The 25,862-nt window shown below is 62.2% G+C and carries 20 protein-coding genes and 2 pseudogenes; 15 read left to right on the top strand and 7 right to left on the bottom strand.

What is annotated here, in order from left to right; all coding sequences use genetic code 11:
* Positions 1-407: 407 nt before the first annotated feature.
* From bioZ to bioB, 5 genes are read right to left on the bottom strand one after another with little or no spacing between them, the layout of a single operon-like run.
* Positions 408-1,391 carry a 3-oxopimeloyl-[acyl-carrier-protein] synthase BioZ gene (gene bioZ, locus NKH13_RS32365; RefSeq protein WP_352916890.1) on the bottom strand — a complete coding sequence of 328 codons (984 nt, stop codon included), beginning with the start codon at positions 1,389-1,391 and terminating at the stop codon, positions 408-410.
* Positions 1,388-2,653, bottom strand: a complete 1,266-nt coding sequence (locus NKH13_RS32360) for an adenosylmethionine--8-amino-7-oxononanoate transaminase (RefSeq protein ID WP_352916888.1) — start codon at positions 2,651-2,653, stop codon at positions 1,388-1,390. Before NKH13_RS32360 ends, bioZ begins: the two co-directional genes overlap by 4 nt.
* Entirely contained in the window at positions 2,650-3,288 is a 639-nt protein-coding gene (gene bioD / locus NKH13_RS32355; RefSeq protein WP_352916887.1) for a dethiobiotin synthase, read from the bottom strand. The genes NKH13_RS32360 and bioD overlap by 4 nt, the downstream gene beginning before the upstream one ends.
* Entirely contained in the window at positions 3,285-4,433 is a 1,149-nt protein-coding gene (locus tag NKH13_RS32350; protein ID WP_352916885.1) for an 8-amino-7-oxononanoate synthase, read from the bottom strand. Before NKH13_RS32350 ends, bioD begins: the two co-directional genes overlap by 4 nt.
* Positions 4,430-5,416 (bottom strand): biotin synthase BioB, encoded by a 987-nt coding sequence (gene bioB / locus NKH13_RS32345; RefSeq protein ID WP_352567428.1) that lies wholly within the window; start codon positions 5,414-5,416, stop codon positions 4,430-4,432. The genes NKH13_RS32350 and bioB overlap by 4 nt, the downstream gene beginning before the upstream one ends.
* Positions 5,417-5,711: 295 nt before the next feature.
* On the opposite strand from bioB, the gene NKH13_RS32340 reads away from it, so the two are divergent.
* Both NKH13_RS32340 and NKH13_RS32335 read left to right on the top strand, forming a co-directional pair.
* The gene (locus tag NKH13_RS32340) at positions 5,712-6,497 is read left to right on the top strand and encodes a GGDEF domain-containing protein (RefSeq protein ID WP_352916883.1); all 786 of its coding nucleotides are present in this window, start codon (positions 5,712-5,714) and stop codon (positions 6,495-6,497) included.
* 706 nt (positions 6,498-7,203) lie between these two features.
* A complete protein-coding gene (locus NKH13_RS32335) occupies positions 7,204-7,416 on the top strand; it encodes a cold-shock protein (RefSeq protein ID WP_352567414.1) in 213 nt (70 codons plus the stop codon).
* 188 nt (positions 7,417-7,604) lie between these two features.
* On the opposite strand, the gene NKH13_RS35815 is transcribed toward NKH13_RS32335, so the two are convergent.
* Complete coding sequence (locus NKH13_RS35815) at positions 7,605-7,913, bottom strand: MucR family transcriptional regulator (protein WP_502899340.1); 309 nt, start codon at positions 7,911-7,913, stop codon at positions 7,605-7,607.
* 412 nt (positions 7,914-8,325) lie between these two features.
* On the opposite strand from NKH13_RS35815, the gene NKH13_RS32325 reads away from it, so the two are divergent.
* The 11 genes and pseudogenes from NKH13_RS32325 to NKH13_RS32275 all read left to right on the top strand — a co-directional run bounded on the left by NKH13_RS32325 (position 8,326) and on the right by NKH13_RS32275 (position 23,390).
* Complete coding sequence (locus tag NKH13_RS32325) at positions 8,326-8,958, top strand: hypothetical protein (RefSeq protein ID WP_352567413.1); 633 nt, start codon at positions 8,326-8,328, stop codon at positions 8,956-8,958.
* 1,043 nt (positions 8,959-10,001) lie between these two features.
* Complete coding sequence (locus NKH13_RS32320; protein ID WP_352916880.1) at positions 10,002-10,190, top strand: hypothetical protein; 189 nt, start codon at positions 10,002-10,004, stop codon at positions 10,188-10,190.
* 180 nt (positions 10,191-10,370) lie between these two features.
* On the top strand, positions 10,371-11,270 hold the full coding sequence (locus tag NKH13_RS32315; RefSeq protein WP_352916878.1) for a DUF3991 and toprim domain-containing protein: 900 nt from the start codon (positions 10,371-10,373) through the stop codon (positions 11,268-11,270).
* 336 nt (positions 11,271-11,606) lie between these two features.
* Positions 11,607-12,212, top strand: coding sequence for a DUF1419 domain-containing protein (locus NKH13_RS32310; protein WP_352492053.1), 606 nt, complete (start codon positions 11,607-11,609; stop codon positions 12,210-12,212).
* 10 nt (positions 12,213-12,222) lie between these two features.
* Positions 12,223-12,621, top strand: coding sequence for a DUF3085 domain-containing protein (locus tag NKH13_RS32305; RefSeq protein ID WP_352603802.1), 399 nt, complete (start codon positions 12,223-12,225; stop codon positions 12,619-12,621).
* 86 nt (positions 12,622-12,707) lie between these two features.
* Entirely contained in the window at positions 12,708-17,798 is a 5,091-nt protein-coding gene (locus tag NKH13_RS32300; RefSeq protein ID WP_352916877.1) for a helicase-like domain-containing protein, read from the top strand.
* A gap of 938 nt (positions 17,799-18,736) precedes the next feature.
* On the top strand, positions 18,737-19,207 hold the full coding sequence (locus tag NKH13_RS32295) for a Ros/MucR family transcriptional regulator (RefSeq protein ID WP_352567408.1): 471 nt from the start codon (positions 18,737-18,739) through the stop codon (positions 19,205-19,207).
* A gap of 663 nt (positions 19,208-19,870) precedes the next feature.
* Positions 19,871-21,613: a ParB N-terminal domain-containing protein gene (locus tag NKH13_RS32290; RefSeq protein WP_352916875.1), complete on the top strand. Its 1,743-nt coding sequence runs from the start codon at positions 19,871-19,873 to the stop codon at positions 21,611-21,613.
* A 97-nt stretch (positions 21,614-21,710) separates the two neighbouring features.
* Positions 21,711-22,187: a UCP036055 family protein gene (locus tag NKH13_RS32285; RefSeq protein WP_352567406.1), complete on the top strand. Its 477-nt coding sequence runs from the start codon at positions 21,711-21,713 to the stop codon at positions 22,185-22,187.
* A pseudogene (locus NKH13_RS32280) lies at positions 22,184-23,067 on the top strand (DUF7007 domain-containing protein). The gene NKH13_RS32285 and the pseudogene NKH13_RS32280 overlap by 4 nt, the downstream one beginning before the upstream one ends.
* A 74-nt stretch (positions 23,068-23,141) precedes the next feature.
* Positions 23,142-23,390 (top strand): hypothetical protein, encoded by a 249-nt coding sequence (locus NKH13_RS32275; protein ID WP_352916873.1) that lies wholly within the window; start codon positions 23,142-23,144, stop codon positions 23,388-23,390.
* Positions 23,391-23,403: 13 nt separating this feature from the next.
* Here NKH13_RS32275 and NKH13_RS32270 read toward each other — a convergent pair whose 3' ends face one another.
* Positions 23,404-23,712, bottom strand: a complete 309-nt coding sequence (locus NKH13_RS32270; protein ID WP_352567402.1) for an alkylphosphonate utilization protein — start codon at positions 23,710-23,712, stop codon at positions 23,404-23,406.
* 510 nt (positions 23,713-24,222) lie between these two features.
* On the opposite strand from NKH13_RS32270, the gene NKH13_RS32265 reads away from it, so the two are divergent.
* Both NKH13_RS32265 and NKH13_RS32260 read left to right on the top strand, forming a co-directional pair.
* Entirely contained in the window at positions 24,223-24,810 is a 588-nt protein-coding gene (locus tag NKH13_RS32265; protein WP_352567400.1) for a hypothetical protein, read from the top strand.
* Between the two features lie 334 nt (positions 24,811-25,144).
* Positions 25,145-25,765 (top strand): annotated as a pseudogene (locus NKH13_RS32260) (ArdC family protein); the annotation flags it as partial.
* Between the last annotated feature and the right edge of the window lie 97 nt (positions 25,766-25,862).

Genomic DNA, 25,862 nt, shown 5'->3' with positions numbered 1-25,862 from the left:
CCGGACTGGAGCACCCAGTTCAGCGATCTTCGGTTGGAACGGTCGGTGCTGGCACCGCTGCACCTGCACCGACGACGGTGCAACGAACGCGGCCGAGATGCGCCCAAAGCCAGACTCACAATCGATTGCAGGCGGTTTGCCTGAAGGCCTGAAGTGGTGCGGGGTGAAGCTCATTCCACCGCCGCCCGAGGCGCGTTTGTGACGGCCGTGCGCGAAGCAGACATTTTGCGAGGCGATTGATGGATGCCGGGAGCCCGCGCCAGACTGTTCCAGGAGTATCTTCCGACCGACATTCGCTGTTCCTTATGGTGCAGGATGACAGCTGACCGCTCTCTTCCTACTAGGCAAACATCAACGCCCAGAGAGCCGTTCGCCGTCACTTCTTGCAAGCGCACTAGTCATTGCCCCTAGACGCCGATCACGAGTGCGCCGCCGGTAAGCCCGGCGCCGGCCGCGGCGAGCAAAAGCCTTTCGCCAGGCGCAAACGGCTTGGCCTGATGGGAGAGGGACAGCGACAGGGCAATTGTCGCGGCAGAGGAATTGCCGAACTCTGCAATGCTTCTCACCACCTTCTCAGGGCCAATATCGAGCTTGTCGGCGACGGCATCGAGAATGCGGGCGTTGGCCTGGTGTGGAACAAACCGATCCACGGACTGAGCTGAAACGTTCGCTACTTCCAGCGCCTCGACCGAACAGCGCGTCATCATCTCGACCGCCTTGGCGAATACGGTGCGTCCGTCGGCGATCGTCATGCGAGTCTCGGCAATGTCGAAATCTCCGGCAAACGGCCGGCAGCTGCCGCCTGCCGGGATCTGAATCAGGCCGTAACCCGATCCGTCGGAACGCAGCGAAGCGCCGAGGACACCGCGATACAGGTCGGACGACGGGACCAGCAAGAGCGCGCCTGCGGCGTCGGCGAAAAGCACCGCGCTGGCGCGTTCGGCTGGGTTGATGCGGCGGCTCAGAATATTGGCGGCAATGACCAGCGCCGGCTTGCCGTGGGTGCGCACGAAGGCGTCGGCGAAGGTAAGCGCATAAACGAAACCGGCGCAGGCGCCGGCAAGATCGACCGCGCCGGCATGAGCAAGGCCGAGACGGTGCGCGACCAGCGGCGCGCTTGGCGGCAGCAGATGATCGGGAGTCGATGTTGCCAGCAGCAGCAGGCCGATCGAGGCGCGGTCGATGCCAGCCATGTCCAGTGCCATGTCTCCTGCCTTCCCGGCCAGGCCCGACAAGGTGTCGGAGGGCTCCGCCCAGCGACGCCACCGGATGCCGGTCCGCCTCTCGATCCAGCCGGCCTCGAGGCCAAGCGAGGCCTCGATCTCGGCATTCGGCACGACCCGCGCCGGCGCGTGGTGGCCGAAACCGGTGATTTTCGCGCCTCGGATCATCGGGCTTGCCCAACAAGGTCGGCGGCCTCGTCGATTGCGTCATGCAGGCGACCAAGCTCGCTGGCGCTTACGCAATAGGGCGGCAGAAGATAAATCACATTGCCGAGTGGGCGTACCAGGAGATCGCGCTCAAGGAAGAAAGCGCGCAGCTTCGGGCCGATTTCAGCCAGGTAGCCGGAGTTGGCGACCGCCAGTTCGAAGGCGGCAATCGTGCCGGTCACCCGGACATCGGCGAAGCGGGAATCTTCGGCAAAGCGGCGAGCCCCTTCGGCTTGCAGTCGCGTCAGTGTTGTGACGCGCTCGATGACCAGCTCATCGCGCCAGACAGCGATGTTGGCAAGTGCGGCCGCGCAGGCGATCGGATTGGCGGTATAGGAGCTCGAATGAAAGAAGGTGCGACTGCGGTCCGGCGAATAATACGCCCGAAAGATGGCGTCAGTGGCGAGCGTGGCGGCAAGCGGGATCGCGCCGCCGGTCAGCCCTTTCGACGTGCACAATATGTCGGGCGCAATAGCTGCTTGCTCGCAGGCAAACAGGGTGCCTGTCCGGCCCCAGCCGGTCATCACCTCATCGGCGATGAACAACGTCCCTGAGGCCTCGGCGATATGTTTCAATTCAGCCAGGATGCTGGGCGAATACATCCGCATGCCGCCTGCCCCCAGGACCAGCGGTTCGACGATCAGGGCCGCCGCCTTGCGATCACGGCTGAACGCCTCGAAGGCGTCGAGGGTTTCCTGCTCGCGGCCGTTGGCAGGGAAGGGGATGGTATCGACGTCAAAGAGCAGGGATTCATAGGGTGCGTTGAAGACGCCGCGGGCGCCGACGCTCATCGTCCCGATCGTGTCGCCGTGATAGCTCGATTCCATCACAACGACACGCGAGCGCGGCACGCCGATGTTGCGGAAATAGCCGAGCGCCATTTTGAGCGCCACTTCGACGCTGGTCGAGCCGCTGTCGGAATAAAAGACCCGGTCGAGTCCCTTCGGCGCCAGGCCAATGAGCGCGCTCGCCAGTTCTTCGGCCGGCGCGTGGGTGAGACCGGCGAATATGATCTGGTCGAGCGTTTCGGCAATTGAGCGGATTGCCTTGACGATCGCCGGATGGCGATGGCCGTGGGTCACCACCCACCATGAGGATATCGCGTCGAGGATACGCCTTCCGTCATCCGTCTGCAGGTATGCGCCTTCGGTCCGAACGATCTTCGGCAGGGCCGGTTCGACGGCGTGCTGGGTAAAGGGATGCCAGACGGCTGAGCGGCTCATACGCAGGGTTCCTGGAACGGCGCCATGTCGAAATGCGCTGCCATGGCCGACAGGAGAGTGTCGGGCGCCAGCAAATCGAGGAAAGGCAAGCGGCCAAGCACACGAACATTCCCGATCGCAGCGATCGTGCATTCAGTGTCGGGCATCGCATCGCCGATGAACGCAACACCCAGAAGCGGGATATCGCGCCGGCGCAGCGCCTCGATCGACAGAAGCGTGTGGTTGATCGTACCGAGCGCGGTGCGCGCACAAAGCACGACTGGAGCGCCCCAGCGGGCGAACATATCAATGAACAGGCTGTTGCGGGTGAGCGGCACCATGAGACCGCCGGCTGCCTCTACGATCAGTGGGCGCGACACTACGGGCAAAACGAGGCGGTCGGGATCAATCAAAACGCCATCGAGTTCGGCAGCGCGATGCGGCGAGAGCGGCCGCACCAGCCGCCAGGCTTCCGGGACGATCCGCTCTGGCGACAGCTCCGCGAGCCTCGCTACCGTCTGGGTGTCGGTTTCGCCGTCTAGCCCCGACTGCACCGGTTTCCAGTAGGCGCCGTTGAGCAGACCGGTAAGGCCGGCAGCGAGAACTGTTTTGCCGATGCCGGTGTCCGTACCGCTGATGACGAAGGTTTGGCTCATTCCGCCATTCGCTCCCATTCCTCTGCCAGTGCCTTGATCATCGCAGCGACGTCGGCCTGCTCGACATTGAGCGTCAGCGAAATCCTGAGCCGAGCCGTGCCCTCGGGCACGGTTGGCGGGCGGATACCGCGCACATCGAAACCGCGCGCCTGCAGCGCGCTGGCGAGCGCCATGGCGCGGGCGTTGTCGCCCACGATCACCGGCAGGATCTGCGAGCCGCTCGGCATGATTGCGCAGCGAGCTTCGATCTCCCGGCCGGCGAAGGCGACGAGTGCCGCCAGCCGCTCGCGGCGCTCGGGTTCGTCACGAAGGATGGCAAGCGCCTCGGTTGCAGCGACCGCCATCAGCGGCGAGGGGGCGGTGGCATAGATAAACGGTCGGCAACGGTTGATGAAATAGTCGATGATTGCCGTGGGTGCGGTCACCAGCGCACCGGAGACGCCAAGCGCCTTGCCGCAAGTGTGCAGCACGACAACATTGTCGCGGCCTTCGAGGTCGTGCGCAAGGCCGCGTCCGTCGGGACCATACACGCCGGTGGCATGGGCCTCGTCAATCAGCAAGAATGCGTCGTGTCGGCCGGCGAGCACTGCCAGATCGGCCAAGGGCGCGCGGTCGCCGTCCATGGAATAGAGGCTCTCGACCACGATCCAGGGGCGCCCCGTGCCGCCCGACCGCCGCCAGGCCAAGATGGCGGCTTCGAAGCCGCCGACGTCGTTGTGGGGCGCCTCCACCATCGCCGCCCGCCCGGCCCGCGCGCCCTCGTGGGCACTGGCATGGATGAGTGCGTCGAGGACGACGAGGTCGCCCTTTTGCGGAAGGGTCGTCAGGACGGCGAAATTGGCGACATAGCCCCCGCCGAAGAAAAGCGCACGTTCGGCGCCGAAGAAGCGCGCAGCCTCGGCTTCGAGCGTCTCGTGCTCTGGCGTATTGCCGCGCAACAGGCGAGACCCTGTGGCGCCGATCGGCGTGCCAGCTGCGAGTGCTGCGGCGACGGCTTCGGCAAGGCGCGGCGAGGCTGCCAGTCCCAGATAATCATTGGAGGCGAAATCAAGGCCAGCCCGCGGCGACAGCGCGCGCAACCGGTTCTTGCGCGCGAGCCCATTTAGCGTCGTCTCGTAACGGTCGAGCAAACCCCCTGCGCTCACCGGGCGGAAAGCTCCATTGGTTCAATACCGAGCTTGCGAAAGAGCGCAGTGTCCTTATCCTCACTCGGGTTGTCCGCCGTCAGCAGCGTATCGCCGACAAAGACGGAATTGGCGCCGGCAAAGAAGCACAGTGCCTGCATTTCCTCGCTCATTGCCGTGCGGCCAGCCGACAGGCGAACATGGGATTGCGGCATCAGGATACGGGCAAGCGCAATGGTGCGCACGAATTCGATCGGCTCTATTGGCCGCTCATGACCAAGGGGTGTGCCTTCAATCGGGATCAGCATGTTGATCGGGACGCTGTCGGGCGGCTCGGGGAGATTGGCGAGCGTCACCAGCATGTCCACGCGGTCGACCGGTTCCTCGCCCATGCCGACAATGCCACCGCAGCAGACTTTGATGCCGCTATCGCGAACATTGTCCAATGTTTCGAGCCGGTCGGCGAACGAGCGCGTCGTGATGACTTCGCCGTAATAGCGCTCGGACGTATCGATGTTGTGATTGTAGTAGTCGAGCCCCGCTGTCTTTAGCTGCTGCGCCTGCTCAACATCGAGCATGCCTAGCGTCATGCAGGTTTCCATGCCGAGCGCCTTGACGCCTTCGACCATGGCGACCACGACCTCCATGTCGCGCGCCTTGGGGCTGCGCCACGCCGCGCCCATGCAATAGCGCGTCGCACCCGCATCGCGCGCCTTGCGGGCTTCCTCGATGACGCGTTCGACCGCCATCAGCTTGGAGGCCTTCAGTCCGGAATTGTGGTGCGCGGACTGGCTGCAATAACCACAATCCTCGGGGCAGCCGCCGGTCTTGATGCTCAGCAGCCGGCTGAGCTGAACGCGGTTGGGATCAAAGTTCGCACGGTGGACGCAATGTGCGCGAAACAGCAGTTCGTTGAAGGGAGACTCGTAGAGGGCGCGGGCCTCGGCTTGGCTCCACAGGCGGCGGCTTCTGGCAGCTCCCCTATCTGCGGCCGAACCTTCCATGGGCGAAACAAGCGTCATGATTTCCCCTATCCGTGAGCAGGCCCGCGCTGTTTACAGCAGGCGGCGGGTTTTTCCAGCCAGAATTTGAAATTCACTGCGGGTCAAAATGTCATTTCCCTCGCGGCCAGCATAATGGGCCCAAGAACCGACCGAGGCGAAGTGTCGGCAGGACGCGGGCGCATTTGCTCGACCTGGCCTTGAGGACCGCGCGGGTTCGGCTCCTCGCCGGTGTGTCCAGAACAATCCTAATCAAGCTGGTAACATGTCATTCAGCCGGATTGTCTATAGCAACACTATGACGCCGCGCGGCAAACGTATTCTGGGCAAATCTACAGTCGTGACGATAATTGCAGTCGTCGCGACTTTCGGCCTGTCGTTCACGGCAAGACTTGGCCTGCAGATGCCGATCGATTGGCTGAGTTGGGTGGAATGCACCGTCATCCCCATCCTGATCGGAATGCCCGTTAGCGCCTTTATCTTCACCCAGGGGGAAACGATTCAGGAAACATGTGACAAGTTGGAGAAATCATACACAGCCCTGAGAGAGGCGCACGACAGGCTCACCTTCGTATCCAGTCACGACCCGATGACAGGCCTTCTCAGTCGCGGTGAATTTATCGCGAGGATGGATAGGAAGCGTGACGAAGGTGAATGCGACACACTGCTCCTGATCGATCCGGATCACTTCTCTTTGATCAACGACCAACACGGCCATTGCAAAGGTGACGAGGCATTGGTTCGAATTGCAAAGGCGCTCGTATATCTGACACGCCCGGGAGACTCGATCGGTCGTCTTGGCGGAGAAGAGTTTGGTGTGTTGTTGCGCAGCGCGCGTAAAGAACAGGCAGCTACCATCGCGGAAAACATACGCCGTCTTGTCGAGGCGGGTCCGATGGCGAAAGGCCAACAGGACGGCGTGAAAGTGACTGTCAGCATCGGCGGCGCGGAAATCTCTCCCGATGCAGATGCTCAAGACGTCCTTCGCACCGCCGGACGATGCCTTTTTGAAGCGAAACAGCGTGGACGAAATCGTGTTTCGTTCGACTATGAATCGACCAAATTGCGGGCCGTGACGCCATAACCCAGTTTGGGCCCAGCCTGACGCGGGCAGAGTGTTGCCCGAAACCGGCCTGCCTTCGGCCTGCCCATTCGCACGACCAGCCCCAGCCACCTCACAAGCCGCACAGCCTTGCGGACCGTTTTCCTGTAGACAGCATTGTTGGAGCCGTCTCCCAAGTGACACAAAAAAGCCCGCTCCATTGTCTGGAGCAGGCCTTTGTGTGCGGTACTCAGAACCTTGCCGCTGCGCGAAAGATAGAAGCGAATGGTAAACACCGACTGAAGGTCGATGCCGTTTTGATGGCCTTTGAGCTTCCGGCCCTGCCAGCCGACAAATGCTGGCGAGTTGACAGCTTGCTCAATGCAGGCCGAACTCGCGCAATCCCTCCCCTCGCGATAGCACAAACCGGCTTTCACCTAACTTGAGTTCGTGGGGAACGATGACCATGGATCGGCAGCCACTCCCTGCTTTCCATCCAGCTCCGCCACGCGGCAAGCTGGATTGATCTTAGGTTCGGTTGACAGCCGCTCATTGGCCGACGCACCCGGCGTATGGCTGCCCAGCAATTGCGCAGGGTCGCGGTGTTGTCTTAACTGACCGGTCGTGACGCCCATCCGAACAATGTTGCAATTGTTTCCTTGCTGCGTCTAATTTCAATGCCTTGATATGAACCGGCCTGGCACAACGGCCAGGCCACAATGCAATTGTTACGAAGGAATGCGTAGATATGGCGACCGGGACCGTGAAGTGGTTCAACAGCACCAAGGGATTTGGATTCATTCAGCCCGACAATGGTGGTCAGGACGTTTTCGTCCACATTTCCGCTGTCGAACGCGCGGGTATGTCGACCCTCGCTGACGGCCAGAAGATCAATTTTGAGATCGAGCAGGACCGCCGAACCGGCAAGTCCTCTGCGGGCAATCTCAGCAAAGCCGGCTGATTTTCTCCTGCATCCCGGCAGGCCCAACCGCAAAGCCGGGGCAGCAGATTGCTGCCCCGGCTTGCGAATTCCTTATGAAATAGCTTTTTTAAGGGAAGGCGGCGTTGGCCCCGCCTTTTCATATTCCCGGCAGATGCAGATTATGCCGATGGCAGATGCGCGCTCCAGCACGAATCTAGTTGCCGAAACTAAGCTGCGACCTTCTTGCGCGTCCGCTTCGCCGGCAGCGGCGGCTCTGCTGCGGAGACGCTACCGCTTGTGCCTAGGGCCTCGTACACCTGGCCGATCAGGGCAGGGAGGTCGCCCACCGGGACCGGATTGCTGGAGACGTAGGCTGAGACGACATCTGCGGCGCGAAAAATTTTCGGCCAAGTGTTGGTGCTAGTGTCGGTTGTCGCTGAAAGCAATGAATGTGTCGGCAGTTGTTGCAATGTTCGTCCGGCTAGGGCTGCCTCCCCCGTCGTGCACAAGCTGACCGGCTCGCCGTTGGCGGCCACGTCACCGGCTTTGGCACTCCGATCCTCCGTGCAATTTTTCAAAATGGAAGTGCTGCAGTATATCTTTTGCGCTGTCCCATGAAGCGTTCAATGTCCCGCTTACGAAGCCTCGCATCAGGGATTGAGTGATCAGGTTTCTGCGTAGGATCCAGTGAAATGGGCAACCATGCTCTACTTGATCTGCGCCTTCCCCTTGGTTCCGCTATGAATCATGGTGATCGCCAGCATGTTTCGTGTTCACATGGCAACCGCCGGCCGCAAGGTCAGAAAAGGAGTTCCCTGATTATTCTGTCAGTTGCCGGTTTCGCAGCAACATACGCACATAGTCATGACGTGAGTTTGGGGGCTTCCAAGCGCCGATTTGGCCGGTTAGGGTTTGCCGGGGGTGAACAACCGGATTACGAGCGGGATCATGCTGGAAAAACTGCGCGCCTATTGGGGTTTTAGCCCCACCGGCAATAGGAACGTCGCTCTGGTCGAAGGCTTTCTGAAGGGCAAGCGCTTCGCCGACCTGGCGCAGGAACATGGCTTGTCGACATCCAGGGTGGGCCAAATCATCGGAAGTGCCGATCAGTTCGTGGGCGGCGGCATTCTGACCGAGGCTAAGCCGTCCAAGACCTCGCCTCGAACCGAATTCATGGCCGACTATCCCTATGTGTGGAACCTCGCCCAGATGCACAGGCTCGGCAGGGTCACGCCGCACCATTTTTTTAGGGAGTTGGGACGCGCGGGATCGCTGGAGCGGCTGATTGACGAGATGAAGCAATTGCCAAGCCGCACACGAACAACACATGAGTTGGCGCGCCTCGTTTGGCTAAAGGAGAAGGGCGAGAGCCCATGGCCTGCAATGAAGCCATCAAGCATTGCGATCGTGCAACCAGGCTACCCGGTCAACCATCCGGACCGCGGCCCTCAGTGCCAGCTCGCCTTGGGTCCGGCCCTCCAACAATTGGTTCAGCGAGCAGGGGAATCCGGCTGGACCGAGGACGAGATAGCCTGCGCGCTCCTCGAGTTCGCCCGCGTGCGCCTCAAGCAGGGAATGTAGCCATATTGCCAAAAACAGCTATTTTACCGATTTTACGGGTCAAGCCGGGATGACCAGCTTTACGCTAACCGACCTCGGCAACAAGTCCAGCGAGGTGTCGAGGCGGCATACCGAGGGCCTGTCGAGAACACAAAGCGCGGCAAGCGCAAGATGTGCTCCTGACCGCTGAGCAGTTCGACCGATTGTCGGGACGAAGCGCACAGCGGGCGTATCGTGTCGAAGACCACAAGGGAGCCGAGCGTGATGAAATTCTCGCTGGCCTGGACGCCGTCACCTTGAGGGATCGCGGAGAATGACCGAGCTGAACACGGCCCGTCGTTCTCTATTCCTACCTGTGAGCGCGAGAATTCGATCGCGGTGAAGAAGTGGCCGAAAGGCTCGGCCGACTTGCGTGATGGCAATCGTCAGAGGCAAGAATGGCCGCACGCGGCCTCCGCTTTTCCGATTACGAGTAAGACTCCGGGACCTGACGGCGTTGCGTGCAGATCTTGGATCTTGGAAACTGAAACGAAGTATCTACGATGCGCGCGCAGGATTGTGCCGGTCGACTATCCAGACTCCCCTATCGATACCTGCAAAATCCTGGAACGCGGCTTTTGCAGCTCCGACCCTAGGCGACAACGCTATCGGCGGTCAGCCCGATCAGGCTTATGGGCCTCTCGTATTCTCGTCGGTCATGGTTATTGCCCGGATGGGGTTCTTGTGCGGACGCCACTATCGTGGCGGTCTCGTCGGTACAGGAAGAACGGTTTTTTCGCCTAGGCCTTGACGAAGCCAGCATAAGTCAGCCGCAAGTGCCGCAGGCATGAATCCGCGCGGTTTCGTGACGAGTGACTTGGCTCCTGTCCGGAGCCCATTTCCCGCTCTTTCGGCTTAATTCCCTTGTTCCAGCCCGGACCTTGCCGATCAACCCGCTTCGGGGTCGGACTACGCAAGCGTGCCGTCGCTCAAGGCTTCGCCATCGCGATGATCGCGGTCCCGGCTGGACCCGACGGGCGCCTGTCGAGCGGGGAATGGTCCCCGCGAACACGGGAGCCAAACAAATGTCGCACGAACTCAGCCTCGCTCAGAGCCACGCCTGGAACCTCGCTCGCAGCCTGATGACGCCGGTCATCCTGTTCAAGGTCAATGACAACGAGTACGGCGTTCTCCCTGCCGAAGACCTCGACGGCGACGAGGTCGAGGCGATCGCCGAATACTGTCCATACACAGGAGGCCGGCCGGTTCATTGAACCGGCCTCTATGCCACGGCGTGCCGCTTGCGAGCGGCAGGCCGCAAGGGAGGCTGCGCCGCGGCGAAAGCCGCGCCCTTGCGCCCTTTGCTCTTCGCGGTGGTTGGGGAGTGTTCCGCCAATTGTGCGGAACAAATTGACTTGAAGAAAGGCCGGCCGGAAGGCTCTCGGGAGAGAAAAATGGAAAAGACGGATATAGAAGCGCTGCGCGGCCGGGTCGGCTGTGCCGCGGTGCTGGAGACCAGCGGCTTTACGGTCGACCTAAAGGAAAGCACTCGCAAAGCGGTCAAATACCGTCATGGCGACGATATCATCATCGTCATCCATGACGGTAAGGGATGGTTCGACCCGTTGTCGAATGCAAAGGGAGATGTCTATTCGCTGGTCCAGCATCTGGACGGCGGCGATTTCCTGGAAGCCCTCTTGCAGGTAGCCTCGCTTGCGGGGTTCGTGCCGAGCGAGCCGGCATGGAAACTGCAGTCTCGGGAGACCCGACCCGACCAGTCGGTTCCGAAGCGATGGGCGGCCCGACGCAAGCCGTGGCGCGGGTCGACTACCTGGCGCTATCTGCGCGATGAGCGGCGCATTCCCGAACAGGTCATCGCGACTGCGATCGCTCAGAACGTTCTGAGGGAAGGCCCGCGCGGCAGCATGTGGGCCGCCCACAGCGACGCAGCCGGTCTCGTCACCGGCTGGGAGGAGCGCGGACCGCAATGGCGTGGCTTTGCGGCCGGAGGCGGCAAGGTGTTGTTCCGGTTGGGAACGGTAAAGGCCACCCGGATCTGCGTCAGCGAAGCTGCGATCGATGCCATGAGCCTGGCCGCGCTCGAACGGATCCGGCGCGACACGCTGTATGCCAGCACCGGCGGCGGCTGGTCCCCGGCGACGGACACAGCGCTTCGCATGTTGGCGGGGAGCCCGAACAGGCGGCTTGTAGCGGCCACCGACGCCAACCCGCAGGGCGAGGCATTCGTGTCGAGGCTGCGTGAGCTTGCCGGCGACGTGGCCTGTGACTTCGAGCGGCTGAAGCCGCTCGCCGAAGACTGGAACGCGATGCTGCAGGACGCGGCATCCGCCTGACGGCGCCGATCACTCAACCGCAGCGCAGAAGCGAAGATCGCCGGCCCGGGATTTGCCATGGCCATGTCAACTCGAAACGGTGCGGCCACGAAGCCATGACAGCCGGTTCGCACCGCCAAGTTATGGAGGGCAGGGAGAAAAGAAAATCAAACCAAACCCGGCTACCGCATGCCCGCCGGTCGCGTGCAAGGGTGAAGCTTCGCCCGGCTGCGCCGGCCCTTGACCCGCCCGGGCGGAGAGGCGGCCGCAGGGGAGGGGTCATGAAGGGCTGAAGATGATGGGCATCCACGAGGATGCTGCGCGCTCAGGCCCGACGAAGGCTGAAGGAGCCCGAGGATGAACCCCTTTTTTCCCAATCGTAAAGTCTACCAGGGCATCGCCGACCGCCGGCAGATGTTTCGCATGTTCGATCGCCATGCGCAGCGCCCGGAACGAGATCACGTCGATGCCGGATCTCTTTATAGCGGGGAGTGGTTCGAAGTCGGCCCCGTCGAGCACGACTACATGCTGGAGATCCTGCCACCGCTCTGGATGCGAGGCGAGATGTTCGCGCTGCGCGAGTTCCTTACCGATAGCATTACCAGCGTCTTCTACACGCTGCGCATCGACGGCAGAACGCGTTACTTCCATGCCTATTGCGATCTGAATGTGGCGCGATCGCCTGCCAAAATGCGCGATGCTATCGTCGAGCGCGAGACCTGGCCGGTGAAGGCGATGACGCGCGAAGAGCGGCTGGAGCATATCTGGAGCGCCACGCACGACGAGTACCGCGGCTATGCCGGGGACCGCTGGCTGCCGGAGCATTGCGGCAAGCGCACGGTGCTCTGTTATGGCGGCCGGCAGGGCGCCATGCCGAAGCTGCTCGACGAGCTCACCGATGATGAGATCGCGGCGAAGCTGCCGGTGCATCTGCGCCACCTTCCCCTGGCCGTTGCCGCGTGAGGAGGATGCGATGTTCACTTTTCCCATTCTTGCAGTTCGCAAGGTCATCGAACGCGGAAAAACCGATGCCGCCAACAACGGCGGTTTTCGCAATCCCTATTATGGCCTCAAGCCCGGTCAGGGCGAGATCCCCGGCCTGTGGCTGGTTGGAGACCAAGGTGTCTACCTATTGTCGAACGGAAAACTCGCAGACGGCGAGCGCCCGCTCGTCCTCTATTCCGAAGAATGCCACCCGATCGGCAACCCCGACTGGTTTCACTACAAGCAGCGCCATTTCGGTGGCGACGACGGCATCGAATTCATCGAAGCCGAGCAACTGATCCCGCTGTTCGATCGCAACCTTCGCTGCACGCATCTCAACGTGCAACTCACCGAGACCGAAGTCTCGCTCTCGCTGATCGCCCGCTAACCCCCAGCAAACCTGCCAGCCCTTTCACGCGGACGCCAACGCCGTCCGCCCGATCGTGCTCGCCCTCAAATCCAAGGAGATTTTCCATGGCTCATGACGACCCCTTTACCATCGACCTGTTCGGCAGCACGGCAATTTCGTCCGGACTTGGCCTTGGCGTCACGGCCTTCGCGGCTGACTTCCGGTCGGGCGATGAAGATGATCCCGATTCCTCCGCGCCTTCGCCGGTCACGCCGGCGGTTGCAGCCAGGCAACCGACGTCGAAGCCTCGACGGGTTCATGGACTGAACTTTCATCTTGCCGGCGATCGTGGGCTGGCCCGTGGCTGGAAGGATCGGGCCCGCGACAACATCGCTTCGATCCAGCTCGCCGCCGAGATCGAGGCCGATGAGCGTCCTGCCACGCGTGAGGAGCAGGAGCGGCTGATCCGGTTCACCGGCTTCGGCGCGTCCGACCTTGCCAATGGCGTCTTCCGCCGCCCCGGCGAGCTCGAATTCCGTAAGGGCTGGGACGACATCGGCTCGGACCTGGAAGATGCCGTCGGCGAGATCGACTATGCCTCGCTCGCACGCTGCACCCAATATGCCCACTTCACGCCTGAGTTCATCATCCGGGCGATCTGGTCAGGTCTCCAGCGTCTCGGATGGCGCGGCGGTCGGGTTCTTGAACCGGGCGTCGGAACCGGCCTGTTTCCGGCGCTGATGCCGCAGTCCCTGCGCGGCGTCTCCCACGTCACCGGGATTGAACTCGATCCCGTCACCGCGCGCATCGCGCGGCTGTTGCAGCCGCAAGCGCGGATCATAGCCGGCGATTTCGCCCGCACCGACCTGCCGGCTAGCTTCGACCTCGCCATCGGCAATCCGCCGTTTTCGGATCGAACCGTGCGCTCCGATCGGGCGTATCGGTCGATGGCATTACGGCTGCATGACTATTTTATCGCGCGCTCCGTCGACCTGCTGAAGCCGGGGGCATTCGCCGCCTTCGTGACCAGCTGCGGCACTTTTGATAAGGCAGACAGCACCGCGCGCGAGCATATCGCGAAGACCGCCGACCTGATTGCCGCGATCCGCCTGCCCGAGGGCAGTTTCCGCGCCGACGCCGGCACGGATGTCGTGGTCGACATCCTGTTTTTCCGCAAGCGCAAGATCGGCGAGCCAGAGGGCGACCTGTCATGGCTCGACACCGAGGAGGTCCGGGGAGCAACTGCAGATGAGGGCGCGATCCGCGTCAACCGCTGGTTCGCGCGCCACCCGGATTTCGTGCTCGGCACGCATGCCTCGATCTCGGGGCCTTACGGCGAGGCCTATTCCTGCCTGCCTCATCCCGGTGTCGATCTGGAGCGGGCGCTCGCCGCGGCGATCTCCCTCCTTCCGGAAGCCATTTATGACGGCGAGCCGGACGAGATTGATCATGACGCCGAGGACAGCGACGATGTCGTGGATGCCTTCCCGGAAGGCGCCGGCGTGCGCGAGGGCAGTTTCTTTGTCGCGAAAAATGCCGCCCTGGCGCAGATGATCGACGGTGCTGCCGTCACCATCACCGTGCGCAACGGCCGGGCGAGCGAAGGCGTGCCGGAAAAGCACGCGCGTATCATCCGCAAATTGATCCCCATCCGTGATGCCGTGCGTGAAGTCCTGAAGGCCCAGGAGTTCGACCGGCCCTGGAAGCCGGCCCAAGTCAAGCTGCGCATCGCCTGGTCGAATTTTGTGCGCGCCTTCGGCCCCATCAACACGGCCGTCGTTTCAACCACCGAGGACGCCGAGACCGGCGAGGTCCGCGAGGCGCATCGCCGGCCGAACCTGCAGCCCTTCCTTGACGATCCCGATTGCTGGCTGGTGGCCTCCATCGAGGACTACGATCTCGAAACCAATACCGCCCGGCCGGGTGCGATTTTCACCGAGCGCGTCGTCGCGCCGCCCGCGGCACCCATCATCACAAATGCTGCCGATGCGCTTGCCGTCGTGCTCAACGAACGCGGCCATGTTGATATCGATCACATCGCCGAGCTGCTGCACGCCGATGCCGAAGCAGTCATCACCGAACTTGGCGACGCCGTCTACCGCGATTCCGAGACCGGTTCCTGGCAAACGGCCGACGCCTATCTCTCCGGCCAGGTCCGCGACAAGCTCAAGGCCGCAAAAGGCGCTGCCGCCTTCGACTCCGTCTTCGAGCGCAATGTCCGTGCCCTCGTCGAGGTTCAGCCGGCCGATCTTCGGCCTTCCGATATTACGGCCCGTCTTGGCGCACCATGGATCCCCGCCGCCGATGTTGCCGCCTTCGTCAAGGAGACTATGGGCGCCGAGATCAGGATCCATCATATGCCGGAACTGGCATCGTGGACCGTAGAAGCACGGCAATTGGGATGGATGGCGGCCGGCACGTCCGAATGGGGCACCGATCGGCGTCATGCCAGCGACCTCCTGGCCGACGCGCTGAACAGCCGGGTGCCGCAGATCTTCGACACTGTGAAGGAGGGCCCTGCTGAAAAGCGCGTGCTCAATGTCGTGGATACGGAAGCCGCCAAGGAAAAGCTGCAGAAGATCAAGACCGCTTTCCAGAACTGGATCTGGTCCGATCCCGACCGGACCGACCGGCTGGCGCGGGTCTATAATGACCGCTTCAACAACATCGCGCCCCGAAGATTCAACGGGGATCACCTGCAACTTCCAGGCGCCTCCGGCGCCTTTTCTCTTTATGGGCACCAGAAGCGCGGCATCTGGCGCATTATCTCGGCTGGCTCGACATACCTCGCCCATGCCGTCGGCGCCGGCAAGACCATGACGATTGCCGCGGCCGTCATGGAGCAGCGCCGGCTTGGCCTGATCGCCAAGGCCATGTTGGTCGTTCCCGGCCATTGCCTGGCACAGGCGGCCCGCGAATTTCTGGCGCTCTACCCGACCGCGCGAATCCTGGTGGCCGACGAGACGAATTTTTCTTTAGCCAAGCGACATCGCTTCCTGTCACGGGCGGCGACCGCTGCTTGGGACGCGATCATCATCACGCACAGTGCCTTCCGCTTCATCGGCGTGCCGTCGGCATTCGAGCAACAGATGATCCACGACGAACTGGAACTCTACGAGACGCTGCTGACCAAGGTCGAGAGCGATGACCGCGTCTCGCGCAAGCGTCTCGAGCGGCTGAAGGAGGGGCTCAAGGAACGGCTGGAGGCGCTGGCGACCCGCAAGGACGACCTGCTCACCATCTCCGAGATCGGCGTCGACCAAGTCATCGTCGATGAAGCCCAGGAGTTCAGGAAGCTCAGCTTCGCCACCAACATGTCGACGCTCAAGGGCGTCGATCCGAACGGCTCCCAGCGGGCCTGGGACCTTTATGTCAAATCCCGGTTTGTGGAGACGAGGAATCCGGGCCGGGCGCTCGTGCTGGCCTCGGGCACACCGATCACCAACACGCTTGGCGAGATGTTCTCGGTGCAGCGCTATCTCGGTTACCAGGCGCTGCTTCAGCGCGGGCTGCACGAGTTCGACGCTTGGGCTTCGACCTTTGGCGACGTCACGACTGAACTCGAATTGCAGCCATCCGGCAAATACAAGCCGGTGACGCGCTTCGCCACCTTCGTCAACGTGCCGGAGCTGATTGCGATGTTCCGCTCCTTCGCGGATGTGGTGATGCCGCAAGACCTTCGAGACTATGTGAAGGTGCCGGCGCTTTCGACCGGCGCACGTCAGATCATCACCGCCAAGCCGTCCGCCGCCTTCAAGCGCTACCAGATGGTGCTCGACGCCCGCATCAAGGCCATCGAGGAACGAGACCGTCCGGCAGAAGCTGGTGACGACATCCTGCTGTCGGTTATCACCGATGGCCGGCACGCTGCTATCGACCTGCGCCTGGTTGATCCCGACAATGACAATGAGCCGGACAACAAGCTCAACGATCTGATCGGCAATGCCTTCGGTATCTGGCAAGAAACAGCGCAAAGCAGCTATGTCCGCGCCGACGGCAAGCCGTTCGAGCTTCCTGGCGCCGCGCAGATGATTTTTTCCGATCTCGGCACGATCAGCGTCGAGAAAACCAGAGGCTTTTCGGCCTATCGCTGGATCAGGGACGAGTTGGTCCGCAGGGGCGTTCCGGCATCGGAGATTGCGTTCATGCAGGACTTCAAGAAGTCGGAGGCCAAGCAGCGCCTGTTCGGAGATGCGCGGGCCGGAAAAATCCGGTTCCTGATCGGCTCCTCCGAAACGATGGGCACCGGCGTCAACGCGCAGCTCCGCCTCAAGGCGTTGCATCACCTCGATGTGCCGTGGCTTCCCTCCCAGATCGAGCAGCGCGAAGGTCGTATCCTGCGGCAGGGCAACCAGCACGATGTCATCGATATCTTCGCCTACGCCACGGAAGGATCGATGGACGCCCAGATGTGGCAGAACAACGAGCGCAAGGCCCGGTTCATCGCGGCCGCCCTCTCCGGAGACACGTCCATTCGGCGGTTGGAGGATATGGGTGAGGGGCAGGCCAACCAGTTTGCTATGGCCAAGGCGATCGCCTCGGGCGATCCGCGTCTGATGCAGAAGGCAGGTCTGGAGGCAGACATTGCCCGCCTGGAGCGCCTTCGCGCGGCCCACATTGATGATGAGCACGCCGTTCGGCGGCAGATCCGCGACGCCGAGCGCGATATCGAATACGCGACCCGGCGCATCGGCGAGGTGGCCAAGGATATGCAGCGCCTCGTGCCGACGACCGGCGATGGGTTCAGCATGGTGGTCGGGGGCGACGTGTTCACGGAGCGCAAACTCGCCGGTCGTGCGCTGATGAAGGAAATCCTGACTCTCGTGCAGCTTCAGCAGGAGGGCGAAACCACTATCGCCTCCATCGGCGGTTTCGATGTCGAATATTCGGGCCAGCGTTTCGGCAAGGACGGTTACCGCTATGCCACCATGCTGATGCGCACCGGCGCCGATTGTGAAATCGAGCTGCCGGTGACCACTACGCCGCTTGGTGCGATTTCTCGCCTCGAGCATGCCTTGGCCGGCTTCGAGGGCGAGCAGGTACAATACCGCCAGCGTCTTGAGGATGCCGAGCTCAGGCTCACCTCCTATCGCTCGCGTCAGGGTGGCGAGTTCGGATTTTCTGGTGAACTGGCTGAGAAGCGCCGGCAGCTTGCGGAAATCGAAAACGATCTTGCGTCTTCGATTGATGGCCAGGATCCGCGTGCAGCCGCATAGCAGGCTCGATACAGGCTGCCGCTCATTGTCTCAGGCATTGACCGGCGGCAAAGGTTCAAGGTGGCTCGGGTGCAGGCGATGCAGGAGGCGCGCTGAACTGCTTAACATGTTGATGCCACGTTTCGGTCATGCTCGGCTCCGGCCAGCCAGACCACATGACGTTACGTCAAGAATCAGCTAACTGGATCATCGCGGCGGACCTGATTGGACCGTCCGGCTGGCGCCTGCCAGAGCCCCCCGCAAAAGCAGGCGCCGGCCTTTTATCGCTTGAAAGATCGAGCAGTCATATTGTTTCGTCTTGTCCCCATCCAGAGGCGAGGCAGTTGCGACGGACGACACCAAAGGCGGCGCAAACCACACGTCCGTTGAGATAGTCGAGGCCATGGGCGAGTGGTTCGTCCGTGTTGTTGGGGACGGCGAAGAACTTACCCGGTCATTCGACCTGGAATCGTTCGCCCTTGCCTTCGCGGAAAGCCAGCGGATACGCCTAGGGCTTAAGGACTTCAAGCGGGTCTGACCCGACTTCCGCGTTCACACCATAGCCGCCTAAGTTCAGTTTGCTATTGATCCGTTGCGGGATGGCCCTATGTCGTGCCGATCAACTTCCGTTCTTCACCATAAGACGGCAAGACTAAAGTCTTGCACCACGCAAGCAAAGGTCTAACGTAACCGCTTTGGTTCCGTACTTGTCCGTTGGACGTTCCGTTATTTTAGCTAATCGGCATATAATAGGTCCGTCACTTAGATGGCTGATAGGCCGTCAGTTTTATTGGTCTACAGCAAAGCCGGGGCCAAAAAGAACGCATCAATTTCGGCGTCGCTCTTGCCCTACGCCGCAAAGCCAGATGCCATCATTGGCTTAGAATAGATCAGGCCCGGTTGCGTACTGGACATTGGTCAAATAGAGATGGGACAAATCAGACAAAAGGACCGACACATTGACAGAAGAATCCGACCACCGCGGCGCCGAACTAGCCGAGCTTACTGCGGAGATTGTGTCCGCCTACGTAAGTAAGAACCCTGTACCGGCTACCGGCCTGCCTGAACTAATCGCATCCGTGCACAAGTCTCTGTCCGGGCTTGGTACGCCGATCGCGCCTGTCGTTGAGCCGCAAACTCCCGCGGTCAACCCAAAGAAGTCGGTGACGCCAGACTTCATTATCTGTCTCGAAGACGGCAAGAAGTTCAAATCCCTGAAGCGTCACCTGAGCACGGACTTCGGGCTGACGCCGGACGCTTATCGCGAGAAGTGGGGCTTGCCGCGCGATTATCCGATGACGGCTCCGAATTACGCCGCTCAGCGTTCGCAACTGGCGAAGTCCATCGGGCTTGGGCGCAAGGCTGAACCCGTCGCACCAGCCAAGAAGGCACCCGCGAAGCGGAAAACCAAAGTGTCCGCCACCACCTGACGCTACGTAACGACTCAGCTATGTCAAGGCGCGGCGGATCCCAATCCCGCCCGTGGCCGGCGCCATTCGGATAAGCTTCAGCGAGGGCGCCGGCCTTTGTTCTTAGCGTGGCGGAACTCGCCGGGCGAAGAAACCCCAACCACCTCAGGCCCGGCGAGCCTAGACCTGATCAAAATTCGCGATCAGGACCGGGATCAACCGGCACCACGTCCGAAGCAAGCGCAATGCCAGTACTTTGGTCCCGAAATGAGACAATGCCAGGTTCCCTCGCTAGCACCCGGGTTTCTCTTCAGAAAAACCAACGTAGAACAAAAACCCTGTGAGCTTTCGCCACGGAGCGGCCGCGCCAAGGCAGAGAACCGTTCCGCTTATCGCCATGCCCCGATCTACGTCGCAGGGTTGAGGAAAGGAAAACTTAGGAGGAATAAAACCCGCTCGCAGATCGGGCGGGCCGCTGACGCTGGCGCTCAACCGCGCCGCTCGCGATCCCGGCCGCGTCGTCCTGCGCAGGGCTGTTAGCCCCGCTCGGCCAGCCGGGCAGGGATGCTCGGCCGCAGGTGCACCGGCCCGCCCGCTCCGCGGGCCGGGGGATGTCTTCAGGAAGAAGACGAGGAAGGACGCAGCGATCAGCGGTGTCCGCAAAACCCTTGAAGGAGCATCCCCATGGAACTGAAGTTTGTCGACCCGCGCGCGCTGAAGGATAACCCTGACAAGGCGCGACGCTCGAAATCGAGTCCGCAGGCCGACGCGCTGCTGCTGGCTACGATCCGTGCCGTCGGCATCGTGCAGCCGCCTGTCGTCGCGCTGGAGACCGATGGCGGCAATGGCTACGTCATCGATGCCGGCCATCGTCGGGTGAAGCAGGCGATCGCGGCCGGTCTCGAAGAGATCGCCGTGCTGGTGATCGAGAGGACCGAGGATGGCGGCGCCATGCGCTCGCTAGCGGAAACGCTCGCTCACGAGCAGCTCAATCCCGTCGACCAATGGCGCGCCATTGAGCGGCTGGTCGCGCTCGGCTGGACCGAGGAAGCGATCGCCGTCGCTTTGGCGCTGCCCGTCCGCCAGATCAGGAAGCTGCGCCTGCTGGCCAACGTTCTGCCGGCCATGTTGGAGCAGATGGCCAAGGGCGACATGCCCAACGAGCAGCAGTTGCGCACCATCGCCTCGGCTTCGCTTGATGAACAGAAGGAGGTCTGGAAGAAGCACAAGCCCTCCAAGGCCGATCCCCAGGTGTCGTGGTGGAGCGTGGCGCAGGGCCTGACGAAGCGCCGCATGTACGCGCGCGACGCCAGCTTCGGTGACGATCTCGCCCAGGCCTACGGCATTGCCTGGGTCGAGGACCTGTTCGCTCCGGCCGACGAGGACAGCCGCTACACGACGGATGTCGAGGCCTTTCTTGGCGCCCAGCAGGAGTGGATGGCAAACGCTGTGCCCAAGCGTGGCGTGATCGTGGAAGCCGGTCAGTGGGGCGAGCCGAAGCTGCCGGCCAAGGCCGAGCGTCTGTACGGTAAGCCGTCGAAATCCGATCACACCGCCATGTATCTCGACCGCGACGGCAAGGTGCAGTCGGTCGCGTATCGTATGCCGGCGGTCAAAAAGTCCAAGGACAAGAATGGCGCTGATGTCGAGGCCGATGGCGATGATATGGTCGTTACGGCAAAGCCGCGTCCGGACGTGACGCGCAAAGGCATGGAGATGATCGGCGACCTTCGTACCGACGCACTGCACGAGGCGCTGTCGCGCGCACCGATCGAGGACGACACGCTGATGGCGCTGCTCGTTCTCGCCTTCGCCGGCCAAAATGTGACAGTGGCATCTGGCGCCCGCGACATCTCCTCTTACGGGGCGGCAGGCCTCGGCGAACATGCCGCGCGCCTGTTCGACCAGGAGGGTAAGCTCGCGTTCGACATGGACACGCTGCGCATTGCCGTGCGTTCCTTGCTGATCGACGTTCTGTCCTGCAGGGAAAATCGCTCGGACAGCGGCGTTGTCGCCCGTGTCGCCGGCGACGTCATCGCCGCCGACAGCTTCTTAGCCAACATGGGGACGGAGGATTTCCTGTCATGCCTGTCGCGGCAGGCATTGGAAAGCGCCTGCGCGGATACATCCGTCCTGCCCCGTCAGAAGGTCAAGGATACCCGTGCGGCCCTTGTCGAGCATTTCAAGGAAGGCCGCTTCATCCACCCGTCGGCGCTGTTTGCGCCCACTCCGGAAAAGCTGACCTCCTGGCTGAAGAAGAACGAGGCCAGGGAACAGCCTGACGACGGCACGCCGGAGGACCAGGACGAGCTCGAAGGCGATGCGGTTCTCGAGCCCGCGCATGACAACGTTGGCGACGACTCCGCTGCGCAGGACGAGGACCTCACGGACGAACAGATCGAGCCTTACAAGGTGGCCGCCGAGTAGGCGGCTGCGCCTTGCCTTTCCCTTCGAACGATCATTCCGCCGCCGGCACATCACCGGCGGCGGTTCTGTTTCCACCATGAGCACCACGGAGAAAACTATGTCCGCCCAATTGATCTATGACCTTGTTCCACTCGCATCCATCGTGACTTATTCCGACGGATCCCCACGCCCGCCAGAGCGGCATCGCAAGAAGCTCGCAGCCTGGGAAAATCGCAACGGCGGCGGTCGCCTGGTCCGCAAACAGGCCGAGGCCCGCATCGGCAGTACGACGCTGCCCGCCTCGATCACCCTGCACAAGGGCGACTATGGCAGTCAGGGAACCATTGTGCTGCGCGTCCACCAGACGTTTTCGGTGAACAGCGACCTGAAGTTTTCGGTCAAGGAGCGACCCGCAATCGGCTCCGTCCTGGTGCTCGACCGCGCCGGCGACGATGCGGAGCTTGTCCATCTTGCCGCCAATCGCGCGGCCGCCGAGGAATGGCTGACCCGCCACGGCTATCCGAACGCCGTGTTTCAGCAGGTCGTGGCCGACACCGTAGCGGCGGACACCGTAGAAGGGAGGACGGCAGCATGACTGCGCGAACTTCTGAAACCCATGTCGTCGAACCCCCCGGTTCTCCGGAAGTTACTTTTGGCCGAAGCGCCAATGGGCTTTGCGTTGCCCTTGTCGGTGAGCACGCCTTCGCCATGGCTCCGGCCCGCGATGGCCGGCACTATCTTGTCACGGGCTGGCGTATCGCCGGCCCATGGCCGAATGGACGCGCGGCGATTTCTACGGCCATGCCGGAGAGCTTGCCGATGAGGCGGCGTTTCGCGCGCATGTCAAGGAGAGCGCCCTCCACCAGCAGCAGCGCGCGGCTCTCGGACGTCGCGAAATCCACTCCCGAGCCCACACGCCATGGGGAACGTCGCAGGGAGCGACCGTCTATGCCGAGGGCGTCGTGGCTCACTCGACGGCAAGCCATGGCGGGTTCCATCTGTCGGCGGAGCGAAATCGCAAAGTCCATGAGATGCTCCGTGCCAATGATGGCTGGTATGAAGAGGACTGCCATTGGGCGGCCGTCGCCCAAGCCTTCCCCCAACTCTTCACGGACTTCGAGAGGGCTTGTGCGGAAAAGTCGATCCGCGACTGGTACCCGGATGCCTGGGAGGCGATCCACGGGAGGGTTCTCGAACCCGGCCAATCCGCGAAAAAGGACGAGCGGGCATTTTTCGAGAAGCATACCGATGACTGGATCGTGGTGTCGGCGATCCGTTCCGGGCACCAGCCCGGTTTCACCGAGGTTATCGCGACCCCTGGCGGCAGGCGCGGACCGGGCACGGAGGAACGTCGCTTTCTCGTTGCGACCGACGAATACCATGTCGGCCGCTTTGGATTCGTCATCGACGTTGCGCGCCATCGCGTCTATGGCGGGACTTCGAGCTTCATGGATTGGCAGGGGAGGGACACATAATGTCCGTCTCCGGTCGCCGCGCACAGCTCTTTCGCATGGAGGAGGCTCGGCGCCAGACACAGCGCCAACTCGAAATGATCGACCGGCAGATCCTGAGGCGGATGACGGCGATTATTCCGCAATTAAAGCCCCAGCGTACCGACCCCCAACGCCGAAACGCTGCTGATGCCAGGACCTTTCTGAAACGGTATCGATCGAACCTTGCCGCGATCACACAGGAAAGGCAGCACGAAATCGATGCGCTCTCACGCAAACTGGCCAGGCAGGACGCTGCAATCGCAGCACTGCGTGACAGGATCCCGCAGGACCTGCTGCGTGCCTAATACTGGTGTCTGATCAGCGCTTGCGGACGAACTCCGTTCGCAACACCAGCCCCTTGATCGCATCATGTCGGCAATCGATTTCTTCGGGATCGTCGGTGAGCCGGATCGACTTGATCACGGTCCCCTGCTTCAGGGCCTGGCCGGCACCCTTGACCTTGAGGTCCTTGACGAGGACGACGGAGTCGCCGTCGGCGAGCACATTGCCGGCGGCATCGCGCACTTCAATTTTCCCGGCAAAAGCTGCAATGGCAGCCATCTCCGATGCTGGTCGCCATTCCCCTGTCGTGTCGTCATAGACGTAGTCGTCATTCTGATCGGTCATTGCTGGCCTCGTTTCGGAGTTGAACACGCTACGCTGCCAGCCCGACATGGGAGCAGGCCAAAGAGTTGATCCGCAGCGGCGGACCGGCGCAGCTCATCTATACCGGCAGGAGCCGAAGTTCAAACCGCTGACGTCCCTCGCGCAGCCTGGCGGGCAGGCGGATTGGCGGCGGGAATGAACACTGCATTTCCTCGCGCATGCCGATGTCCGAATTCATCCCTTGCCCGTCTTCCCGGCGGGTTTGCTGCGGTCTGAACCGGCCGCTGTCCGCTTCAAGGCCGCTATCGCGCCGCGGGGCGGCCGGATCCCGCCGATCTCGGCAAGGCTGGCCCGCGTCCCGCGCAGGGCCAGTGAAGAACTGACCCCGCTTGTCCGCAAGCCAACCTCGCTCGCCTGGCAGGCTCCGGACCCTGAAGCGTCCAGCTTCCGCCGGTTCCTTTTGACCGCACCCGCAGGAAAGACCGGCAAGGGCCGGAACACCTGGAGGGCATCGCTAGAAAGGAAAGCTCAATGTCCAGTTCAACCCGCTCCACCAAGGCCAAGGCCCGCGTCGTCCAGCTCCGCAAGGGCACAACCCTCGAAATGGTCCGGCTCTGCTGCCCGGATGGCCGCCAGGCCACCCTCATTTCCGAAAGCTTCGGCCTCTCCATCCTCGACAGTGACGGCATCCGTGAATTCCACGAGCGCAGTCTGATCGAAAGCGCCGATACGCTCTCCGAGGGCCTTTCCGAAAAGGCCATGCAGATCCACCTGCAAAGAATCGTCGGGTCCCATGTCGGCTCCGCCTTTGGAGCAGGCCAGTTCTACTCGAAGGCCGTCACCGAGGCGAAGGATGCCACGGCCAAGCTAGCCAATGACACCCGCGACGAGGACATTGACGGTCCGGTCGGCTTCGACAGCAAGGCCCAGCGCAAGCGCGAATTCGCCGCCGAAATGGGCCTTCAGGCACATGCCCTGCGCATGGCCGCCGAGGGCGCCGTTGCCGCCTACGAGCACATCGTCGGCGAGAGCTGGAAGCCCTACGAACGCCAGACCGAGAACCCCGGCCAGACCGTCAACCGGCAGGCAGCCGATCTCCAGATGGCGGCCCTTGGCTAACTGCCATCGGGCGGAGCTTCGGCTCCGCCCGATCTTTTCATACTGAGGCTGGTGTCCGTTCGGGAGCCGGCCTCTTTGCTGTGCCAAAGGCACCCGGCTCAAAGATGGACACGGCAAGTGATCAAGACCGCGCCAATCGCGGCCGTCACGAATGATGGTCCTGCTCCGGTCCTCGTGCCGCGAAACGGCTGCGCCGTCCTCCACTGACGTTGCGGCCCACAAGCGATGGTCCTCAGCTTCCCCATCGATCCTCCGCGGGTTCGCGGACCTGCGGTCCTGCGCGTGCGGACCTCGTGACGGCCGCGATTGGCGCGGCCTCGAATGGAGGTTTGAAATGGACAGGAACAACAACAAGCCCCGCGTCGACATCTACGCGAAAATCACCGATCGTATCGTCGCGGATCTGCAGAAGGGCGTGCGTCCCTGGGTCAAACCGTGGAGCGTTGCGAATACGACCGGTCGCATCACACGGCCGCTCCGTCACAACGGCCTGCCGTATCAAGGGATCAATACACTGCTTTTGTGGTCGGAGGCGGTCGCGAGGGGCTTTGTCTCTCCGGTCTGGATGACGTTCAAGCAGAGTGCGGAGCTCGGGGGTCATGTTCGCAAGGGCGAGACCGGCTCCATGGTTGTTTACGCCAGCCGCTTCACCAGGACCGAAACCGACGCGCATGGCGAGGAAGTCGAGCGAGGTGTTCCGTTCCTCAAGGCCTACACGGTGTTTTGCGCCGACCAGATTGAAGGTCTGCCGCCGCACTATCATGCGGCACCAGAGCCTGCTGCCGATCCTGTCCAGCGCATCGAGCATGCCGACCGTTTTTTCGACAACACTGGAGCGGTTGTGCGGTATGGCGGAGACAAGGCCTATTATTGCCCCTCTGCCGACCATGTGCAGCTGCCCTCACCGGAAGTTTTCCGGGATATGGCTTCATTTGTCGCCACGAGAGCACACGAGTTAGGTTTCATCGCAAGTGTCCTCCTTGTCGCGACGCCTGTTGCTGGGAGGGCCTGACCATGGCTTCTCTCGATCGCGCGGATGTCTACGCCCGCAT

Source organism: Mesorhizobium sp. M1348 (genome assembly GCF_040317925.1).
Lineage (GTDB): Bacteria > Pseudomonadota > Alphaproteobacteria > Rhizobiales > Rhizobiaceae > Mesorhizobium.
This window is presented reverse-complemented; position numbering and strand designations above follow the sequence as displayed.

Coding starts and splice junctions, on each gene's coding strand:
- bioB (WP_352567428.1), bottom strand. CDS start 5,416: ATGGAAGGTTCGGCCGCAGATAGGGGAGCTGCCAGAAGCCGCCGCCTG.
- NKH13_RS32305 (WP_352603802.1), top strand. CDS start 12,223: ATGTTCACTTTTCCCATTCTTGCAGTTCGCAAGGTCATCGAACGCGGA.
- NKH13_RS32340 (WP_352916883.1), top strand. CDS start 5,712: ATGACGCCGCGCGGCAAACGTATTCTGGGCAAATCTACAGTCGTGACG.
- bioZ (WP_352916890.1), bottom strand. CDS start 1,391: ATGATCCGAGGCGCGAAAATCACCGGTTTCGGCCACCACGCGCCGGCG.
- NKH13_RS32310 (WP_352492053.1), top strand. CDS start 11,607: ATGAACCCCTTTTTTCCCAATCGTAAAGTCTACCAGGGCATCGCCGAC.
- NKH13_RS32275 (WP_352916873.1), top strand. CDS start 23,142: ATGATCGACCGGCAGATCCTGAGGCGGATGACGGCGATTATTCCGCAA.
- NKH13_RS32270 (WP_352567402.1), bottom strand. CDS start 23,712: ATGACCGATCAGAATGACGACTACGTCTATGACGACACGACAGGGGAA.
- NKH13_RS32335 (WP_352567414.1), top strand. CDS start 7,204: ATGGCGACCGGGACCGTGAAGTGGTTCAACAGCACCAAGGGATTTGGA.
- NKH13_RS32265 (WP_352567400.1), top strand. CDS start 24,223: ATGTCCAGTTCAACCCGCTCCACCAAGGCCAAGGCCCGCGTCGTCCAG.
- NKH13_RS32285 (WP_352567406.1), top strand. CDS start 21,711: ATGTCCGCCCAATTGATCTATGACCTTGTTCCACTCGCATCCATCGTG.
- NKH13_RS32315 (WP_352916878.1), top strand. CDS start 10,371: ATGGAAAAGACGGATATAGAAGCGCTGCGCGGCCGGGTCGGCTGTGCC.
- bioD (WP_352916887.1), bottom strand. CDS start 3,288: ATGAGCCAAACCTTCGTCATCAGCGGTACGGACACCGGCATCGGCAAA.
- NKH13_RS32320 (WP_352916880.1), top strand. CDS start 10,002: ATGTCGCACGAACTCAGCCTCGCTCAGAGCCACGCCTGGAACCTCGCT.
- NKH13_RS32360 (WP_352916888.1), bottom strand. CDS start 2,653: ATGAGCCGCTCAGCCGTCTGGCATCCCTTTACCCAGCACGCCGTCGAA.
- NKH13_RS32290 (WP_352916875.1), top strand. CDS start 19,871: ATGGAACTGAAGTTTGTCGACCCGCGCGCGCTGAAGGATAACCCTGAC.
- NKH13_RS32300 (WP_352916877.1), top strand. CDS start 12,708: ATGGCTCATGACGACCCCTTTACCATCGACCTGTTCGGCAGCACGGCA.
- NKH13_RS32325 (WP_352567413.1), top strand. CDS start 8,326: ATGCTGGAAAAACTGCGCGCCTATTGGGGTTTTAGCCCCACCGGCAAT.